Here is a 16,694-nt window from a genome sequence, read left to right as displayed (position 1 = left end):
GGGTCGTCGTCCGAGCCGCGGGCGCAGGGAGGGGCCCACCCGTGACCGATGCTCGCCGACGTCTCGCCGTCCTGGGGTCGCCGATCGAGCACTCGCTGTCTCCGGTGCTGCACCGCACGGCGTACGAGCACCTCGGCCTGCCCTTCGACTACGACCGGGTCGAGGTCGCCTCGGGCGGGCTCGCCGACGTCGTCGGGGGCCTCGACGCGAGCTGGCGCGGCCTGAGCCTGACGATGCCGCTCAAGCGCGAGGTGCTGCCCCTGCTCGACACCGTCTCACCGCTCGCCCGACGCCTCGGGGTCGCCAACACCGTCGTCATCGACGACGACGGTCGCCGCCACGGGCACAACACCGACGTCGACGGCATCGTCCGCAGCGTCGAGGGCTTCCACGACGCCCGGCCCGCCGCGGCCACCATCCTCGGCGGGGGCGCGACCGCCCTGTCCGCGATGGCCGCCGCGTGGGATCTCGGCGCCCGGTCCTTCTCGATCCACCTGCGCAACCCCATGCGCGCCGGCGAGCTGACGTCCCTGGCCGCCGAGCTGGGCGCCGACGTGATGGTCGCCCCGCTCACCGAGCTGCCCTCGCTCGGCCCGTTGGACTTCGTCATCAGCACCTTGCCCGGCGGCGCGGCGGACGACCTCCACCTGCGTCCGGCCGGTGGCTCGTCCGTCCTCTTCGACGTCGCCTACGACCCCTGGCCGACGCGCCTCGCGTCGCGCTGGTCGACCGACGGGGGCATCGTCTTCAACGGCCTCGACATGCTCGTCGAGCAGGCGCTCGGCCAGGTCAGGCTCTTCTCCGGGCGGGCGCAGGACGAGCCGGTCCCCGACGAGGGCGTCCTGCGCGACGCGATGCGCGCCTCCGTGGGCTCGCCGATCCGCGACCGGTCGACGACCGACAGCGTGGCGCGCTGACCATGGCGACCCCTCTTCCGGTCTCGATCGGTCGGGTCGCGCTCGGCACCGGGCGTCCCGCGGTCTGCGTCCCGCTCGTGGCCCGGACCGTCGACGCGCTGGTCGACGCCGCCTCGGCGCTCGACACCGACACGGCCGAACTGGTCGAGCTGCGCATCGACTTCGTCGACGCCGCGTTCGCCGCGGCACCGGACCCCGACGGGCCCGTGCGCACGGGCACCGAGGCGACGGGAGCCGCCGACCTCGACCTCGTGGCCGACGTCGTCCGTCGGGTGCGTGGCGCGCTCGACGCCGAACTGCCCCTGCTGTTCACCCTGCGGACCGAGCCCGAGGGAGGCGAGCACGACGTCGCCCCCGCGACCTACGACGCCGTGCTGCGCTCGGCGATGGCCACCGGGCTGCTCGACGCCGTGGACGTCGAGATGTACACCGACCCCGACCTGCTCGGCGGGCTCGTCGACGCGGCGCACGACGCCGGGCTCGTCGTGGTGATGTCGTCGCACGACTTCAGCGGCACCCCCACGCAGGGCGAGATCGTGTCACGCCTGCTCGAACAACAAGAGAACGGTGCCGACGTGGCGAAGTTCGCCGCCATGCCGTCGAACACGGACGACGTGCTGACCCTGATGCGGGCCACGGCCGAGTTCCGGGCGGGTGCCGGCATCGTGCCCGCGATCACCATGTCGATGGGGCCGCTCGGCGTCGTGTCCCGGCTCTCGGGCGAGACGTTCGGCTCGTGCGTCACGTTCGGATCGGCGGGGGCGACGAGCGCGCCCGGACAGGTCCCGGCGGCGGGGCTGCGGGCGGCGCTCGAGCTGGTGCACGAGGCGCAGCAGGGCTGACGGCGTCGCCTCGGCGTCGGACCGGCTTCGTCCGGGGCCTCGGGCGTCAGGGCTCCGGAGGCCCGACGCACGCAGAGTCCACCACCGGGAAACGAGCGACGGACGTCGCTCAACGGGACCACCACGGCGGTCGGGCCCACCGGAGTGCGAACAGGTTAGCGGTCGGTGGTCCGACCCCGTAACCCCCTTGCGCCCACGAGTGCCACGTGGTCCACGACGAGGACCGGCAATGGACCGGGGCTCTCGACGACGCCGTCGCCGCCGTGTCCCGGCGGGACTCCGGCGCCGTCCGGCCGGGTCAGGCCGGGCCCGGGTACTGCCGCTCGCCACCCGTGTCGAACCGCTCGCCCGAGGCGCGCGAGGGCAGCAGCGACATGACGAGCAGGGTCAGCCACCCGAGGACCGGCAGCAGGTAGAAGAGCACGTACCAGGCGGTGAAGCCCCCGTCGTGCAGGCGCCGCGACTGCAGCGCCAGGGTCGGCAGGAAGCTGACCACCGACCACAGCACGACGACGACGCCCTGTGGGTCGATGTAGGTCCAGTCGCCGTTGTCGCCCCCGGCCCAGGTCGACGTCCCGCCGCTGCCCGTGGCCCAGGCCTGGAGCGCCCCCTGGAACACGAGCGCGATGACGAACCACCACCAGTACTCGCTGCGGCTCGCCCTCCCGTGGAACGTGGCGTACTTGCGCCAGAACCGGACGACCGCGACCTTCGGCGAGGCGCGGTGGTACGGCTGGTCGAGCGGCACGGGGCCTGCGAGTCCGGTCATGGGATCTCCTGCGGTGGGGTGACGGGCAGGACCATCCTCGCAGCGCCTCCGCCGCGTCGTGGCCGATCGGGGCGGCCCGTCGGTACTGTGGGGCCCGCCGACCCTCGCGTCGGCGCCGTCGCCCATCCGGGGCGGCGCCAGACGAAGGAGACCCCATGAGCATCGGCGGCGGAATCGCCTTGATCGTGATCGGCGCGGTCCTCGCGTTCGCTCTCGACTTCCAGGTCGCGGGCATCGACATCAAACTGATCGGCTACATCCTCATCGCGGCCGGCGTGGTCGTGACCATCATCGGCATCGCCTTCGCGTCGCGCCGCCGCTCGACGGTCTCCACGACCCGCAGCGCGGTCGACCCGGCCACGGGCGAGCGCGTCGAGCGTCGCTCGACCGACAGCGACCCGCTGGTCTGACCCGAGGGTCCGACGCGACCCGAGAACGCAGGAGGCGCGGTGCCGGCTGGCACCGCGCCTCCCGTGTGTCGGGGCGGGGAACGCCTAGAGCTGCACGCCGTCCTGCACGGACGCCGCGCGGTGGCGGCGACGCAGCACGAGGGCCGCACCGGTGCCGGCCAGCATCAGCGCGAGCAGCAGGGCGGGCAGGGCGTCGGAGCCGGTGAACGCGAGGGGCCCGCTTCCGTTGCCGGCCGTCCCCGCGCCTCCTGCGCTCGAGCCGTCACCGGGGATCGCCGCAGGTGGGGTCGTCGGAGCCGGGGTGACGGCGCCTTCGACGACGGCGACGGTCGTCGCCAGCGTCGTGCCGCTCTGCGTGCCGGTCAGCGTGATCGTGTAGCTGCCGGGCTCGGTGGGGGCGGTGACGGTGTAGGTCGCGACGCCGTCGACCACGTCGGCGATGCCGAGGTCGGTCACCGTGCCGTCGACGTCGAGCGTGCCCGTGACCTGGCGGTCGCCGGCGAGGCCGGCGGTGCTGACCGGGAACTCGGCGCCGGGGGCGACCTCGGTCGGAGCCGAGATCGTCGCGGCGGCGCTGAGGCCGTCGAGGTCGCGGTCGAGCTGCAGGGCGTTCACGATGGTGAAGAAGTTGTCGGTCTGGTCGATCAGGCCGACGACGTTCGCGGCACCGGGGCCGTAACCCGCGACGCGCAACTGCGTGCCGGTGTGCTGCTGCGACCCGCCCGCCGCGGCGGTGCCGTAGGCGATCTTCATCGTGGTGCCGTCGACCGTCGTCAGCGCGGTGCTGAGCGTGGCGGGCGGCGTCGAGTCGACGATCTGGCTGGTGTGCGCGTGGTCCGCCGTGACGATGACCATCGTGTTGCCGTCGGCCTTCGCGAACGCGAGGGCGGACTGGACGGCCTCGTCGAGGTCGAGCACCTCACCGATCTGACCGCAGGCGTCGGCGCTGTGGTCGCGCTTGTCGATCGAGGCACCCTCGACCTGCAGGAAGAAGCCCTGGTCACCGGTGTCGAGCAGGTCGATCGACTTCTCGGTCAGCGACTGCAGCGAGAGGCCGGTGGACAGGCGGGCCGGGTTCGGCTGGCAGGTCTGCGGGGCCAGGTCGGCCCCGCCGACGGTCGCCGTGGTGGCGGCGTACCGGGTCGGGAAGTTGCCGTCGGTGAAGGTGCCGAGCACGGGCTGCGCCTGGTCGGCGGTCGTCAGGGCGTCGAGGCCGGCCGCGTCGCGCACGACCTGGTAGCCACGGTCCTGCGCCTGGGCGAACAGGGTGTCGCCCTGCCACTGACCGGCACGGGCGGACTGGCCGAACGAGGTCGCGCCTCCGCCGAGGGTGAGGTCGGCACGGGTGCCGATGATCTGCTCGCTGATCGAGCCGAGGCCGCCCTGGTCGAGCGCGTCGGCGCCGCACTGGGTGACGCTGTCGGGGCCGTAGCAGCTGCGGGCGGCGACGTGCGCGGCCTGCACGGCCGGGGTGGCGTCCTGCAGCTCGGCGGTCGAGACGTTGCCGGTCTTCTTGCCGTTGGCCTTGGCGATCTCGAGCAGGGTGTCCTGCGGGACGCCGTCGACGTCGACCGAGATGGCGTTGTCGTAGGTCTTGGTGCCGGTGGCCCAGGCGGAGCCGGTCGCCGCGGAGTCCGGCACGTAGTCGGGCTTGCCCTTGTTCGCGCCGTCCCGGTAGACCGAGTACGTCGTGTACTGGCCGGTCAGGGGCAGGGCGTCGATGCCGGGCAGCGTTCCGCCGGCGCCGTGGGCGTAGTTGCGCGCCGACGTGATCTCGCTGTCGCCCATGCCGTCGCCGATCAGCAGGATGACGTTCTTGGCGGGGCCGGCCTCCACCGAGTCGAGCAGCAGCTGCGTGCTGTCGTCGATGCTGCGGGCGGCACCACCGTTCTGGGCGACGTTCGCGGGGGTGGCCGCGAAGGCGGCGACGGGGCTGAGGGCGAGGGCGGCGGCGGCGGCCGTCGCGACGACCCCCGTCGTCAGGGCCGCACGCCGGCGGTTCGGGGTGTTCTTCGACACGGTTCTGCTCCTGTGATCGTGATCGTGATCCGGTCGCCACGCGACGGAGTCGCCGCGGGGCGGGGACCAGCAGACTCCTGCCGGGTGGCCGCCACGTGAACGAGGCCGTGCGCGCGGGTGAACACCCTCGGACGGGGGTCGCCCGCTCGGCTGGCACGCCCCGCCGCCCCGCCCAGCCGGCCCGCCGCGCTGCCCCGCCCCGCTGCCGGCTCAGCCGACCCGTCCCGCTGAGCCGACCCGCGCTGCCCTGCCTGCTCAGCCGGCCGTCGAGCGGAGCACCGACGACCCGTCGGGGCGACGGCGCACCTCGACCCGGTCGGCGATGCGCTGCTTGAGCTCGTCGACGTGGCTGACGATGCCGATCACCCGCCCCGAGGCACTGAGCCGGCCGAGCTCGCTCATGACCGCGTCGAGGGTCTCGGGGTCGAGCGAGCCGAACCCCTCGTCGACGAACAGGGTGCCGAGTTCGAGCCCGCCGGCCTCGGCCTGGACGACGTCGGCGAGGCCGAGGGCGAGGCTGAGCGAGGCGTAGAAGGTCTCACCGCCCGAGAAGCTGCCGGGGTCGCGGGTGGTGTCGGTGGTCGCGTCCCGGATGACGAGCGAGAGCCCCGTCTTGCGCGAGCGCGACCCGACCTCGCGCTCGTCGGACGAGGCGAGCTCGTACCGCCCGCTCGACATGACCGACAGCCGGACGTTCGCCGCCGCCACGACCTCGTCGAACCGGCGCAGCAGCACGTAGGTGCCGAGCGTCACGCCCTTGACGTTCTCGCCGGTCGAGGCGCTGGCAAGGTTCGCCATGCGCACCACCGCCCGGGCGTGCTCGACGGCGGCGTCGGCCGCGGCGGTCACGGCCTCGAGGGCGGCCAGGGCCTGGCGCGACCGCTCGGCCCGGTCGCCGGTGCGCGTCGCGCGGTCGGTGACCTCGTCGAGCTCGGCCTCGACCCGGTCGAGGGCCTCGACGGCCGACGGGACGTCCGCCACCTCGTCGCCGGCCAGCACCGCGACCTCGGGCTCGACCAGCCCGGCCGCGACGATCGCCCGTTCGCGTTCGTGGGCCGAGACCCGCGCCTCGAGCGCGGCGAGGTCGCCTGCCTCGAGGGCGGCGTCGGCGACCTGGTCGACGTCGTCGAACCCGCTGCGCTCGAGGGCGGCCGCGAGCTCGGCACGTCGGACGGCCGCCGCGTCGGACGCCACGTCGGCGGCGTCAAGGAGGGTCAGGAGGCGCGTGTCGCGTTCGACCCCGTCACCGACCGCTGCGGTGAGCTCGGCGATGGTCGGGGCCCGACCGTCGAGCAGTCGCGCGATCTCGGCCTCGTCGTCGAGCAGGGCCCGCCGGTCGGCGGCCACGCGCTCCCGGCCGGTGGCGGCTCGCTCGCGGAGGTCGTCCCGCTCGGCCCGCAGCTCGTCGACCTCGCGGTCGTGGGCCACGAGCGCCGCCTCGGATGCCGCGAGGGCGGTACGGGCCCGGGTGGCCTCGGCCACGCGCAGGGCGAGCCGGGCCAGGTCGGACTCGACGTCGTCGCGGGTCAGGTCGCCCAGGGCGCGGCGGGCCTCCGCGGCCCGCCCCTCGGCGGTCGCGTGCCGTGCGGCGGACTCGCGCTGACGGGCCTCGGCCGCTCGGGACGTCCGCGACGCGGCCTCGACCTGGTCGTCGGTGGGGTGCTCGGTGCCGGGAGCCGCCGGGGCCGGATGCTCTCGCGAGCCGCACACGGGGCACGGGTCGCCGACGACCAGAGCCGCGGCCAGGTGACCCGCCATGCCCTCGATCTGCCGACGGCGGAGGCCCGCCTCGTCGTCGAGGGCCCGCAGTGCCGCCGCCGAGTCGTCGGCCAGTCGTGCGGACGCCGCGTCGACGGCCCGGCCGAGGGCGTCGAGGTCGTCGAGGTCACGCAGGCGGAGCCGCGCCTCGGCCGTCGCCTGCTCGGCGGCGACGAGGTCGGTCGAGGCGTCGGCCAGGGCGTCGCGCTCGACGACGAGCGACGCCCGCACGGCGGGGGCCGCGACGAGGTGCGCGTCGAGCTCCCGGCGCCGCTCGTCGGCATCCACCAGGGACTGCTCGGCCGCCTCGAGGGCGGTGCGGCGACCGGGCAGGGCCTTCTCGGTCCGGGCCGCCTCGGTCAGGAGGGCGAGTTCCGACAGTCGGGCGTCGCGACGGGCGGCGACGTCGGCTCGGAGCGGGGCCTCGCCGTTCGCCGCGGTCGTCTCGCCGTCCGCGACGACCCCGGCGGCCTCGGCCAGGCGTGACGCCGCATCACGCTCGGCCTCGGTCGCCCGCGTGACCGCGGCGAGGGCGTCGGTCACGGTCGCGGCCCGGGTCGCCGCGGCGACACGCGAGCGGACCGTGGCGATCTCGCCGTCGCCCTCGTCGAGGCGCGTCCGCCGGACGGTCAGGTCGGCTCGTCGGTCGAGTGCCGCCCCCAGCGCCCGCACGCGATCGAGGGACCGTCGTGCCGCGTCTCGGGCCTCGACCACCCGTGACCGCTGAGCCGACGCGGCGACGGCCTGGGCCTCGAGGTCACCGAGCAGGGCGACCCCGCCGTCGGCGGCCAGCCCCTCGTCGAGGGCCTCGGCCTCGAGGCCGCTCGCCTCGAGCAGTCTGGCTCGCGCCAGCTCGATGTCGCGGTCGGCGGCGGCGACGGCGGCGTTCGCGACCTTCCGCCGGTCGACGAGCTCGGCCGTGGTGCGCTCGTAGATCTCGGTGCCGAAGAGCGACTGCAGGACCTCTTTGCGCTTCTCGCCGGTCGAGCGGAGGAAGGCGGCGAACTCGCCCTGGGGCAGGACGACGGTCTGCACGAACTGCTGGCGCGTGAGCCCGAGGATGCGCGAGACCTCGGCGCCGGCCTCTTGCGTGCTGATCGAGACGATCTCGCCGTCGACGGCGTCGGGCGACGAGAGGCGCCACAGCTTGGCGGTCGCGTTCGCCGGCGTCGTGCCCGTGCCGCGTGCCTTCGGACGGCGGTACGCGGGCGTGCGTCGGATGCGGTGCACGCCCGCTCCGTTCTCGAAGACGAGCTCGACGAAGGGCTCGACGTCGGGGGCGGCGTGGTGGCTGCGCAGGCGGTCGGGCGTCGAGGCCGAACCGGCGAGCCCGCCGTAGAGGGCGAAGACGATCGCGTCGATGATGGTCGACTTGCCCGAACCCGTCGGGCCCTCGAGCAGGAAGGTGCCCGAGGCGCCGAGCGCGGCGAAGTCGATGCTGTGCTCGCCCGCGTAGGGCCCGATGGCCCTCAGGGTCAGCCGGTGGAGGTTCATTCGCCGACCTCGCTCGCGAGTGCGGCCTCGTAGGCGCCGCGCACCACGGCGAGCTCGGTCTCGCTCGCCGCCCCGCCCGAGGCGAAGGCGACGAACTCGGCCGCCACCTCGATCGGGTCGGACTCGGCCGTGACGGCGGCGAGCGCCGAGGCCTCGACCGCGCCGACGGGCGTGTGGTGGATCGCGAGGGCGTGCGGGAAGTGCTCGGCCACCCGCGTGTAGAGCCGTTCGGGGTGCACCGGATCGGTGACGAAGACCCGGAGCCAGGCGTCGCGCAGGTCGTCGTGGCGCCCGTCGAGCAGGGCGTCGAGGGAGTCCGTCACCTCGGCCAGTCGTCGCGGGACGGGAGCCGGGACGAGCTCGACCGAGACCGAGCCGTTGGCGGCCAGCTCGACGATCGTGGACGACTTGACCTGGTTCCGCTCGCCGAACGAGAAGGCCAGGGGCGAACCCGAGTAGCGCAGGCGACCGGACGGGCCGACGCGCTGGGCACCGTGCAGGTGGCCGAGGGCGACGTAGTCGACGCCCTCGAACGCGGCCGACGGCACGGAGTCGACGCCGCCCACCCGGATGTCGCGCTCGCTCTCGCTGCGCTCGGGCGTCGGGGCGCCGTCGGGCTCGCGGTCGGCTGCGGGCCCCGCCACGACGAACGCGTGCGCCACCACGACCGACCGGGTGCCGGGTCGCCCGGAGAGGTCGTCGCGCACCCGCTGCATCGCCGCACCCACGACGGCCGCGTGCGACCGGGGCAACGGCTCGTCGGCGCCCGCCGGTGCCAGGGACCTGCGGACGCTGTCGGGGTCGAGGTAGGGCAGCCCGTAGAAGGCGACCGGCCCCTCCGGGTCATCGACGACGACGGGCTCGTCGAGCAGGTCGACCGACGCCCGCAGGTGCAGGCCCGGGCGCATCAGCTCGGCCGCGAACCCCAGACGCACCGCCGAGTCGTGGTTGCCCGGCGTGACGATCACGGTGGCGTGCTCGGTCAGGCCCGCGAGGGCCCGGCCGAGGAGGCGCACGCTGGGCACCGCGGGGACGGCCCGGTCGTACACGTCGCCCGCGACCACCACGACGTCGATCGACCGTTCGACCACGAGCCCCACCAGGTGGTCGACGAAGGCCTGCTGGTGCTCGTGCAGGTCGACCCCGTGCAGCGTGCGCCCCAGGTGCCAGTCGCTGGTGTGCAGGATGCGCACGGGGCCCCTCTCGTGGATGTCGCGGTCGGTGCGGCAACGGGTGCCGGAGTCGGTGCCCCCGACTGTATCGGGGGCCTCCGACAGAGCCGACCGCGCCTCCTCGGGTCCCGCGCCGCGCCTCCTCGGTCCGGCGCCGCGCCTCCTCGGGTCCCGCGCCGCGCCTCCCCACCGGTCGCCGCCCCGCCCACGGGAGTGAGATGGTCAGATGCCCGCACACCGTGGCGGGCCCGACGAGAGCGAGACCGTGAGCCACGACGCCCTGCAGCCCGACCAGGTCACCGCCCTCCGTCGCGAGGTCGAGGCCCGCCTCGACGCGATGGTGGCCGACCTGACGACCTACGCGAGCCTCGAGACGCCGTCCGACGACGTCGACCTGCTCGAGGCGGGGCTCCGCTGGATCGAGACCTGGCTCGGCGAGACCGTCGGCCCGCCGGCCGAGCGCCGGGTGCACGTCGTCGAGGGCTACGGCGACACGGTGACCCTCGACTACCCGTCGCCGTCGGGCTCGACCGAGTGGGTGTCGGCCCTGTGCCACTACGACACGGTCTGGTCCGAGGGGACGCTGGCCGGGTGGCCCGTCACGGTCGAGGGCGACCGCATGACCGGCCCGGGCGTCTTCGACATGAAGTCCGGGCTGATCCAGCTCGGCAACGCCCTCGCGATCGGCGACCGCCTGGGGCTGCCGCGTCCGAACGTGCGCCTGCTGCTCAACGGCGACGAGGAGGTCGGCAGCATCGCCTCGCGTGAGGCGATCGAGCGCGAGGTCGGACGAGGAGGCGCGGTGTTCGTCTTCGAGTCCGCCGCCGACGGTGCCGTGAAGACCGCCCGCAAGGGCGTCGGCATCTTCGAGGTCGAGGCCTTCGGGGTCGAGGTGCACGCCGGCCTGCACCCGCGCTCCGGTGCGAGCGCCGTCGACGAGATCGCCCGCGTCGTCCTGGCCCTGCACGCGGCCGCCGACGTCGAGGCGGGCACCTCGCTGAACGTGGGAGTGCTGCAGGGCGGCACCCGCACCAACGTCAAGGCCGGCTACGCCCGCGCGATGGTCGACGTGCGCGTCACCTCGTCGACCGAGGCCGACCGCATCGAGCGGGTGTTCGCCGGGCTCGCGGCGCACGATCCGGCCGCGACGCTGAAGGTCACCGGCGGCTGGAACCGCCCGCCGATGGAGCGCTCGGTCGCGACCGGCGCGCTGTACGAACGCGCCGCCCGGGTCGCCACCTCGCTCGGCTTCGAGTTGCGCGAGGTGTCGGTCGGCGGCGCCAGCGACGGCAACTTCGCCGCCGCACTGGGCCTGGCGGTGCTCGACGGGGTCGGCGGCGTCGGCGGCGGAGCGCACGCCCGACACGAGTGGATCAGCGTGCACGGCATGGTCGAGCGCACCGAGTTCGTCAGCGCCCTGTTCGCCGACCTCGCCTAGTCCGCCCCAACCAACCCCACCGCACCGCTTTGCAGTGCTTTGCACCGCTACGCACCGCTCAACACCGCTCCGCACCGCCGAGTGGACACGACGCCGCCGCGCGACACGGCGCCTTGTCCATTCGACGGTTCGCTGCCGCGGCGCCGACGACGCTGTGCGATCAGTGCACCCTCACGACCACGACGCCGAGGTGCGGCCCGACCGCAGCGGCACCCCGCCACGGCGCACGATCGCCGCCAGCCGTCGCGGATCGAGTGCGTCGTCGATGTCACATCTCTCGATGCGTCGGACCCGCCCCGTGCCCAACAATCGAGCCTCGCGCTTCTTCTCACGGCGTACGACCTCGGCCGGGGACGAGCCCGCGAGCAAGCGAGGGTCCGAGTACTTGCCGAAACCGTCGAACTCGAGCACGAACCCGAACTCTTCGAAGAAGAAGTCGCATCGTCCGACGAATCCCCGGGCGTCGAAGAACTCTTCTTGCAGGATCGGCTGAGGCGCACCGAGCCGATGCAACGCGACTCGCACGAGCGACTCCCCGCCGTTCTCGGACAGGGGCGTGGCGAACGAGATCGCTCGCCCGAGTGCCAGCTCACCCCGCCGTCCGACCACGCCGTCGGCCATCGCCCCGAACCGGAGCCGGAACTCGTCACGCAGATCGTCGACTCGGGTGCGCATCTCGGCGGCCCTCGGAAGCCGACTCTCGACCAAGAGCCGACGACGCATCACGCCGTCGAGACAGAGGACGCCGTCGTCGAACCCGGATGACCTCGCGACGTCGAAGGCGGTGCGCAGCTCACTCGTGACCAGCAGGTCGCCCACCGACTCGATCTCGTCGTCCTCGAGACCGGCCCCGTGCTTGACGAGGACCGGCGTGCACTGGGTCGAGGCCCGACGTCGGTCGATCACGTGCACCCGGCGCGGGTCGCCCTGGACGCTCGGCAGCCCGTGCACGGCGACGGCCGAGCCGTGGGACACGACGCAGTCGGCGGGGAGCGCGGACACGGCGGCCCGCACCCGGACGACGTGGCGACGCCAGGGCCTCGGTCGGCCCCAGTCCTCCGTCGCCACGTAGACGCCCCGTTGGACGCGCACGAGACGTCCCGCGGCGGCGTCGCGTCGCAGGGCGCGCGCCTCACGGGACTGCGCACCCGGCGTGGCGGAGAAGATCAGATCGGGGAGGTCGTCGTCCATCCCTCGATGCTCGCCCGTCGATCGGACCCGGCCGCGCCTCCAGAACTTCGCTGTGGACGACCGCCCGCCCACCGCGTCATGTCGACGAGACGACCTATGCGCACCGAGAACCGCCGAGTGGACAGCGCGCCGCCGCATGACGCGGCGCGCTGTCCACTCGGCGGCGTCCGGCACCGGCGCCCGACCTCAGCCCTCCAGCGTGAAGTCGTAGACGCCGGCGTCGAAGCGGGCGTAGCCGGGGTAGTCGATCAGCTCGTAGAGTTCGGCACGGGTCTGCATCGTCGGCACCTGCGACTCGAGCGACCCGTCGGCCACGAGCGCGTCGAGCGCCCGGGACGCCGCCCCCATCGCGGCACGCATGAGCGACACCGGGTGGATCACCATGCTCACGCCCACGTCGTGCAGTTGCTGGTGCGTGAAGAGGGCGCTCTTGCCGAACTCGGTCATGTTGGCGAGCACGGGCACGTCGAGCGCCGAGCAGATCGCCTCGAACTCGCCGAGGTCGGCCATCGCCTCGGCGAAGATCGCGTCGGCCCCCGCGTCGACCAGGGCCCGGGCCCGGTCGACCGCGGCCTCGAGCCCGTCGAGCGCCCGGACGTCCGTGCGCGCCATGATCACGAGCGACGGGTCGCGGCGCGCGTCGACCGCGGCCCGGATGCGCCCGGCCGCCGTCGCCGCGTCCACGACCTGCTTGCCGTCGAGGTGACCGCAGCGCTTGGGGTTGACCTGGTCCTCGACGTGCAGCCCGGCCACGCCGGCGGCCTCGAGCGCCTGGACGGTGCGGGCGACGTTCATCGGCTCGCCGAACCCGGTGTCGGCGTCGACGAGCACGGGCAGGTCGGTCATCGACGCGATCTGCCCGGCCCGCGTGGCGACCTCGGTGAGCGTGGTGAGGCCGATGTCGGGCAGCCCGAGCTCGTTGGCCATCACGGCGCCCGACACGTAGACGCCGTCGAAGCCCTTCTGCTCGATCAGGCGCGCGGTGAGCGGCGTGAACGCGCCGGGGAAGACCAGGGTGCGCTCGTCGGCCAGCCCGGCCCGGAACGCCGCACGCTTGTCGGCCGGCGACACCGTCGAGTACAGCATCAGAAGAGCCCGCCCGGCTGGGCGGCGGCACCCGCGAGGGCGTCGGGAGCGACGATGCCCAGCTGCCGCACCTCGGCCGCCGTCAACGACGGGAGGCGCGTGGCCAGGTCGACGAACCGCTCGACCTCGGCGTCGGGCAGCACGCCCTCGGCCAGCGTGCGGAACTTGCGCACGTAGTCCTCGCGTCCGAAGGGCCGCGCCCCCAGGGGGTGGGCGTCGGCGACGGCGATCTCGTCGACGAGGGTCGTGCCGTCGACGAACTCGACCTCGATGCGGCCGCCGAACGCCTTCTCGGCGGGGTCGGTCGAGTGGTAGCGGGCCGTCCAGGCGGGGTCCTCCGCCGTGGTGATGCGCTGCCACAGCTCGACGGTGTCGGGACGCTTCGCCCGGGCCGGGGCGTAGCTGCGCTCGTGGTGCCATTCGCCGTCCTGCAGGGCGACGGCGACGATGTAGGGGATGGAGTGATCGAGCGTCTCCCGGCTGGCCGTGGGGTCGTACTTCTGCGGGTCGCCGGCGCCCGAGCCGATCACGACGTGCGTGTGGTGGCTGGTGTGCAGCACGATGCGGCGCACCTGCGCCGGGTCGCGGAGGGCGGGGTGCGCGCGGCCGAGGCGCCGGGCGAGGTCGATCCAGGCCTGGGCCTGGTACTCGGCCGAGTGCTCCTTCGTGTACGTGTCGAGGATGCCCCGCTTGGACGCACCCGGCGCCGGCAGGGGCACGTCGTACGACGCCCCGGGTCCGTCGAGCAGCCGGGCGATCACGCCGTCCTCACCCTCGTAGATCGGGGCGGGACTGCCCTGGCCGCGCATCGCGCGGTCGACGGCCTCGACCGCGGCCTTGCCCGCGTAGGCCGGGGCGTAGGCCTTCCACGACGAGATCGCGCCCTTCCGCGACTGCCGCGTGGCCGTCGTCGTGTGCAGCGCCTGGCCGATCGCCTGGTGCACCACCTCGGTCGAGAGCCCGAGCATCGTGCCCAGGCCTGCCGCGACCGACGGGCCGAGGTGGGCGACGTGGTCGATCTTGTGGGCGTGCAGGCTGATCGCCCGGACGAGGTCGACCTGCACCTCGTAGCCGGTCACGATGCCGCGCAGCAGGGCCGCACCGTCGAGTCCGCGGTGCTGTGCGACGGCGACCATCGCCGGGATGTTGTCGCCGGGGTGCGAGTACTCCGCCGCGAGGAACGTGTCGTGGAAGTCGAGTTCGCGCACGGCGACCCCGTTCGACCAGGCGGCCCACTCGGGCGAGACGGGGTGCTCGGGCGCGACGCCCGTGACCTGCGAGCCCGCGCCTCCGGTGGTCGGCGGATGCGCGAGCGCCTGGTCGCGCGCGACGGCGACCGGCGCGCGCAGCAGCGACGCGGCCGAGACGGCGGCGTTGTCGATCAGGCGGTTGATGACCATCTCGGTCACGTCGTCGTCGACGGGCGCGTCGTCGGTCGCGAGCGCGGCCAGGCGCCACGCGAGCTCGTCCTCGCGGGCCAACGGCTGGTCGCTGCGGTGCACCCGCACGGTGTGCACGACGAGGTCGGCGGTCGGGGCGGCCGGCCCGTCTCGACCGTCCGTGACCCCGGACGAGGAGGCGCGGGTCGCGTCCCCTCGGCCGCTCTCGTCGGTCGTCGCCCCGGCGTCGTGTGCGTGCTCGGACGCCTGCTCGTGCTGCGTGCCCATCGGCCACCCTCTCTGGTGGGGCGGGCGTCGTGCGGCCCGCCGTGCGCCGTCGTCGGTGACGGCCGTGTCGTTGCCGACCAGTCTCGCACCCGGTCCGGGCGACGCGTCTCGTCCCCGCCCCGGACGACGCGCCTGGCGTCCCCCGGCCCGCCGACGCGCCCCGTTCGGGGGTGGACCCGTCTGTCCGCCACCTGGCAGGCTCGGAGCATGACCACCGAGAGCCCGCTGGGGGGCGGCTCCGACGAGCGACGCCCCTCCGCCGACCAGCCGACCACCTCCTACCCCGCGACGGGGACGTCGACCCCGCCGCCGCGACCGGGCCGCCCGATCGGGCTCGCGATCGCCGCCCTCGTCGTGGGCATCGTCGCGTTCCTGCTCGGCCTCGTGCCCGTGGTGGGCACGATCGTCGGACTCGCCGCCGTGGTGCTCGGCATCATCGCGCTGCTGCGGCACCAGTCGAAGGTCATGGCGTGGATCGGCCTCGGCCTGGGAGCCGTCGCCACCATCGTGTCCATCGTCGTCGCCGTCGGCCTCGGCGCGGCGATCGACAGCGTGCAGCAGGACGACCCGGCCGTGACCGCCACCTCCGAGCCCGCCCCCGTCCGCACCTCGCCGACGCCTGCGCCCACCCCGTCGACCACGCCGTCGTCGGCGGCCGCCGACGTGCCGGCCGACTACTCGGACGCCCTGGCGGACGCCGAGACCATCGCGAACGGCCTCGGCAGCAGCAAGCTCGAGACCTACGCGAAGCTCGTGGCCGGCGGCGCCTCCGAGGCCGCGGCGCAGTACGCGGTCGACACGGTCGACGCCGACTGGCAGGCCAACGCCGTCCGCAAGGCCAAGGCCTACGCGGCGGACGGCATGACGGGCGACGTGCTGCGCAACCAGCTCGTCAGCGAGTACGGCGAACAGTTCACCGCCGAGGAGGCCGACTACGCCCTGGCTCACCTCGACGGCTGACGCCTCGTGACGCGATCGTGACCCTGGCCGGCCCGACCTCATCCTCTGGGACGAGTGCTCGGGCCGGACCGGTCTGTAGCGTCGAGAACGACTGCCGGGGGGACGACCCGACGACCAGGAGGGCACGACCATGAAGAGCACGACGACGATGCGCGCCGCGATCGGCACGGGGGCCACGGCCTGCTTGATCCTGGTGCTGACCGCAGGCTGCGCGGGCGGGGCCGGCGACGCGACGCCGAGCCCGTCCGAGACGAGCTCGGCGACGCCGTCGTCGGCCACCGGCACGGCCACCGCCGCGCCCACGCCCGCGCCCACCGAGACCGCCGGCCCGGTCGCCCTCCCGGTCGACTGCACCGACATCGTCGACCAGGCCACCTACGCCTCGACCTTCGGCGACATCCCGCTCAACCCGGTCGAGTTCGGCGGCTCGGGCACCAGCTCGGGCGTGGTCACGCCGACCACCCCGCCCGCGGGGGCCGGCGCTCGTGACGTCGTCGGGGCGGCGACCGAGCTGTCCTGCCTCTGGCGCGACCCGCGGGCCGACGTCTCGGGCATCTCGGTCGCGATGGGTCACCTCGAGCCCGCCGCCGGCGCCGCGGCCCTCGACGGTCTCGCCTCGCAGGGCTACACCTGCACCTCGGTCCACGAGGGGCGCAGCTGCCAGCTCGTGACGCCCGACCCGCTGTACCCGGTGGACCGCGCGCAGACCTACTGGCTGCGCGACGACGTCGTCGTCACCGTCGACCAGACGAACGTGCCGACGGACGACCTGATCGGCTCGATCGCGACGCGCCTCTTCGGCTGAATCCGCGCCTCCTGCACCTGTCGCACCGTGGACCGGACGTGGGGCCCCCCCCCGGCGGGGGGGGGGGGGGGCGGGGCCGGGGGGGGGGCGGGGGGGGGGGGCCCCCCCCCCCCCCCCCCCCCCCGCCCCCCCCCCGCCCCGCGGCACCCCCCCCGGGGGGGGCCCC

The 16,694-nt window shown here is 74.5% G+C and carries 13 protein-coding genes; 6 read left to right on the top strand and 7 right to left on the bottom strand.

Annotated features, from left to right (window positions below):
• The first annotated feature begins 41 nt into the window (after positions 1-41).
• Entirely contained in the window at positions 42-917 is an 876-nt protein-coding gene (locus EDF21_RS16155) for a shikimate dehydrogenase (protein WP_123572096.1), read from the top strand.
• Positions 918-919: 2 nt separating this feature from the next.
• Positions 920-1,759, top strand: coding sequence for a type I 3-dehydroquinate dehydratase (gene aroD / locus EDF21_RS16150; RefSeq protein WP_056049401.1), 840 nt, complete (start codon positions 920-922; stop codon positions 1,757-1,759).
• A gap of 298 nt (positions 1,760-2,057) precedes the next feature.
• Here the strand turns inward: aroD and EDF21_RS16145 are convergent, their stop codons facing one another.
• Entirely contained in the window at positions 2,058-2,528 is a 471-nt protein-coding gene (locus EDF21_RS16145) for a DUF805 domain-containing protein (RefSeq protein WP_158612946.1), read from the bottom strand.
• A gap of 155 nt (positions 2,529-2,683) precedes the next feature.
• Between EDF21_RS16145 and EDF21_RS16140 the strand changes: the two genes are divergently transcribed.
• Positions 2,684-2,938, top strand: coding sequence for a DUF6458 family protein (locus tag EDF21_RS16140; protein ID WP_043593189.1), 255 nt, complete (start codon positions 2,684-2,686; stop codon positions 2,936-2,938).
• A gap of 84 nt (positions 2,939-3,022) precedes the next feature.
• Here EDF21_RS16140 and phoA read toward each other — a convergent pair whose 3' ends face one another.
• The 3 genes from phoA to EDF21_RS16125 all read right to left on the bottom strand — a co-directional run bounded on the left by phoA (position 3,023) and on the right by EDF21_RS16125 (position 9,402).
• Positions 3,023-4,957 (bottom strand): alkaline phosphatase, encoded by a 1,935-nt coding sequence (phoA, locus tag EDF21_RS16135; RefSeq protein ID WP_233568556.1) that lies wholly within the window; start codon positions 4,955-4,957, stop codon positions 3,023-3,025.
• Positions 4,958-5,212: 255 nt separating this feature from the next.
• On the bottom strand, positions 5,213-8,209 hold the full coding sequence (locus EDF21_RS16130; RefSeq protein WP_123572094.1) for an AAA family ATPase: 2,997 nt from the start codon (positions 8,207-8,209) through the stop codon (positions 5,213-5,215).
• Positions 8,206-9,402 (bottom strand): exonuclease SbcCD subunit D, encoded by a 1,197-nt coding sequence (locus EDF21_RS16125; RefSeq protein WP_123572093.1) that lies wholly within the window; start codon positions 9,400-9,402, stop codon positions 8,206-8,208. Before EDF21_RS16125 ends, EDF21_RS16130 begins: the two co-directional genes overlap by 4 nt.
• Before the next feature lie 205 nt (positions 9,403-9,607).
• On the opposite strand from EDF21_RS16125, the gene EDF21_RS16120 reads away from it, so the two are divergent.
• Positions 9,608-10,819 carry a M20/M25/M40 family metallo-hydrolase gene (locus EDF21_RS16120; protein ID WP_199736423.1) on the top strand — a complete coding sequence of 404 codons (1,212 nt, stop codon included), beginning with the start codon at positions 9,608-9,610 and terminating at the stop codon, positions 10,817-10,819.
• A 171-nt stretch (positions 10,820-10,990) separates the two neighbouring features.
• Here the strand turns inward: EDF21_RS16120 and EDF21_RS16115 are convergent, their stop codons facing one another.
• The 3 genes from EDF21_RS16115 to EDF21_RS16105 all read right to left on the bottom strand — a co-directional run bounded on the left by EDF21_RS16115 (position 10,991) and on the right by EDF21_RS16105 (position 14,763).
• Positions 10,991-12,010 carry a hypothetical protein gene (locus tag EDF21_RS16115; RefSeq protein ID WP_123572092.1) on the bottom strand — a complete coding sequence of 340 codons (1,020 nt, stop codon included), beginning with the start codon at positions 12,008-12,010 and terminating at the stop codon, positions 10,991-10,993.
• Positions 12,011-12,196: 186 nt separating this feature from the next.
• The gene (gene prpB, locus EDF21_RS16110) at positions 12,197-13,096 is read right to left on the bottom strand and encodes a methylisocitrate lyase (RefSeq protein ID WP_123572091.1); all 900 of its coding nucleotides are present in this window, start codon (positions 13,094-13,096) and stop codon (positions 12,197-12,199) included.
• Positions 13,096-14,763 (bottom strand): MmgE/PrpD family protein, encoded by a 1,668-nt coding sequence (locus EDF21_RS16105; RefSeq protein ID WP_123572090.1) that lies wholly within the window; start codon positions 14,761-14,763, stop codon positions 13,096-13,098. Before EDF21_RS16105 ends, prpB begins: the two co-directional genes overlap by 1 nt.
• A 207-nt stretch (positions 14,764-14,970) precedes the next feature.
• On the opposite strand from EDF21_RS16105, the gene EDF21_RS16100 reads away from it, so the two are divergent.
• Both EDF21_RS16100 and EDF21_RS16095 read left to right on the top strand, forming a co-directional pair.
• Positions 14,971-15,723: an Ltp family lipoprotein gene (locus tag EDF21_RS16100; protein WP_123572089.1), complete on the top strand. Its 753-nt coding sequence runs from the start codon at positions 14,971-14,973 to the stop codon at positions 15,721-15,723.
• 130 nt (positions 15,724-15,853) lie between these two features.
• Positions 15,854-16,528: a hypothetical protein gene (locus EDF21_RS16095; RefSeq protein WP_123572088.1), complete on the top strand. Its 675-nt coding sequence runs from the start codon at positions 15,854-15,856 to the stop codon at positions 16,526-16,528.
• Positions 16,529-16,694 lie beyond the last annotated feature (166 nt).

Origin of the sequence: Frigoribacterium sp. PhB118, assembly GCF_003751725.1 — a bacterium.
Lineage (GTDB): Bacteria > Actinomycetota > Actinomycetes > Actinomycetales > Microbacteriaceae > Frigoribacterium.
This window is presented reverse-complemented; position numbering and strand designations above follow the sequence as displayed.

What these genes read in the sequence shown, in the direction of transcription:
- EDF21_RS16105 (WP_123572090.1), bottom strand. Translation starts at nt 14,763, where the DNA reads ATGGGCACGCAGCACGAGCAGGCGTCCGAGCACGCACACGACGCCGGG.
- EDF21_RS16115 (WP_123572092.1), bottom strand. Translation starts at nt 12,010, where the DNA reads ATGGACGACGACCTCCCCGATCTGATCTTCTCCGCCACGCCGGGTGCG.
- aroD (WP_056049401.1), top strand. Translation starts at nt 920, where the DNA reads ATGGCGACCCCTCTTCCGGTCTCGATCGGTCGGGTCGCGCTCGGCACC.
- EDF21_RS16100 (WP_123572089.1), top strand. Translation starts at nt 14,971, where the DNA reads ATGACCACCGAGAGCCCGCTGGGGGGCGGCTCCGACGAGCGACGCCCC.
- EDF21_RS16145 (WP_158612946.1), bottom strand. Translation starts at nt 2,528, where the DNA reads ATGACCGGACTCGCAGGCCCCGTGCCGCTCGACCAGCCGTACCACCGC.
- EDF21_RS16120 (WP_199736423.1), top strand. Translation starts at nt 9,608, where the DNA reads ATGCCCGCACACCGTGGCGGGCCCGACGAGAGCGAGACCGTGAGCCAC.
- EDF21_RS16130 (WP_123572094.1), bottom strand. Translation starts at nt 8,209, where the DNA reads ATGAACCTCCACCGGCTGACCCTGAGGGCCATCGGGCCCTACGCGGGC.
- EDF21_RS16095 (WP_123572088.1), top strand. Translation starts at nt 15,854, where the DNA reads ATGAAGAGCACGACGACGATGCGCGCCGCGATCGGCACGGGGGCCACG.
- prpB (WP_123572091.1), bottom strand. Translation starts at nt 13,096, where the DNA reads ATGCTGTACTCGACGGTGTCGCCGGCCGACAAGCGTGCGGCGTTCCGG.
- EDF21_RS16140 (WP_043593189.1), top strand. Translation starts at nt 2,684, where the DNA reads ATGAGCATCGGCGGCGGAATCGCCTTGATCGTGATCGGCGCGGTCCTC.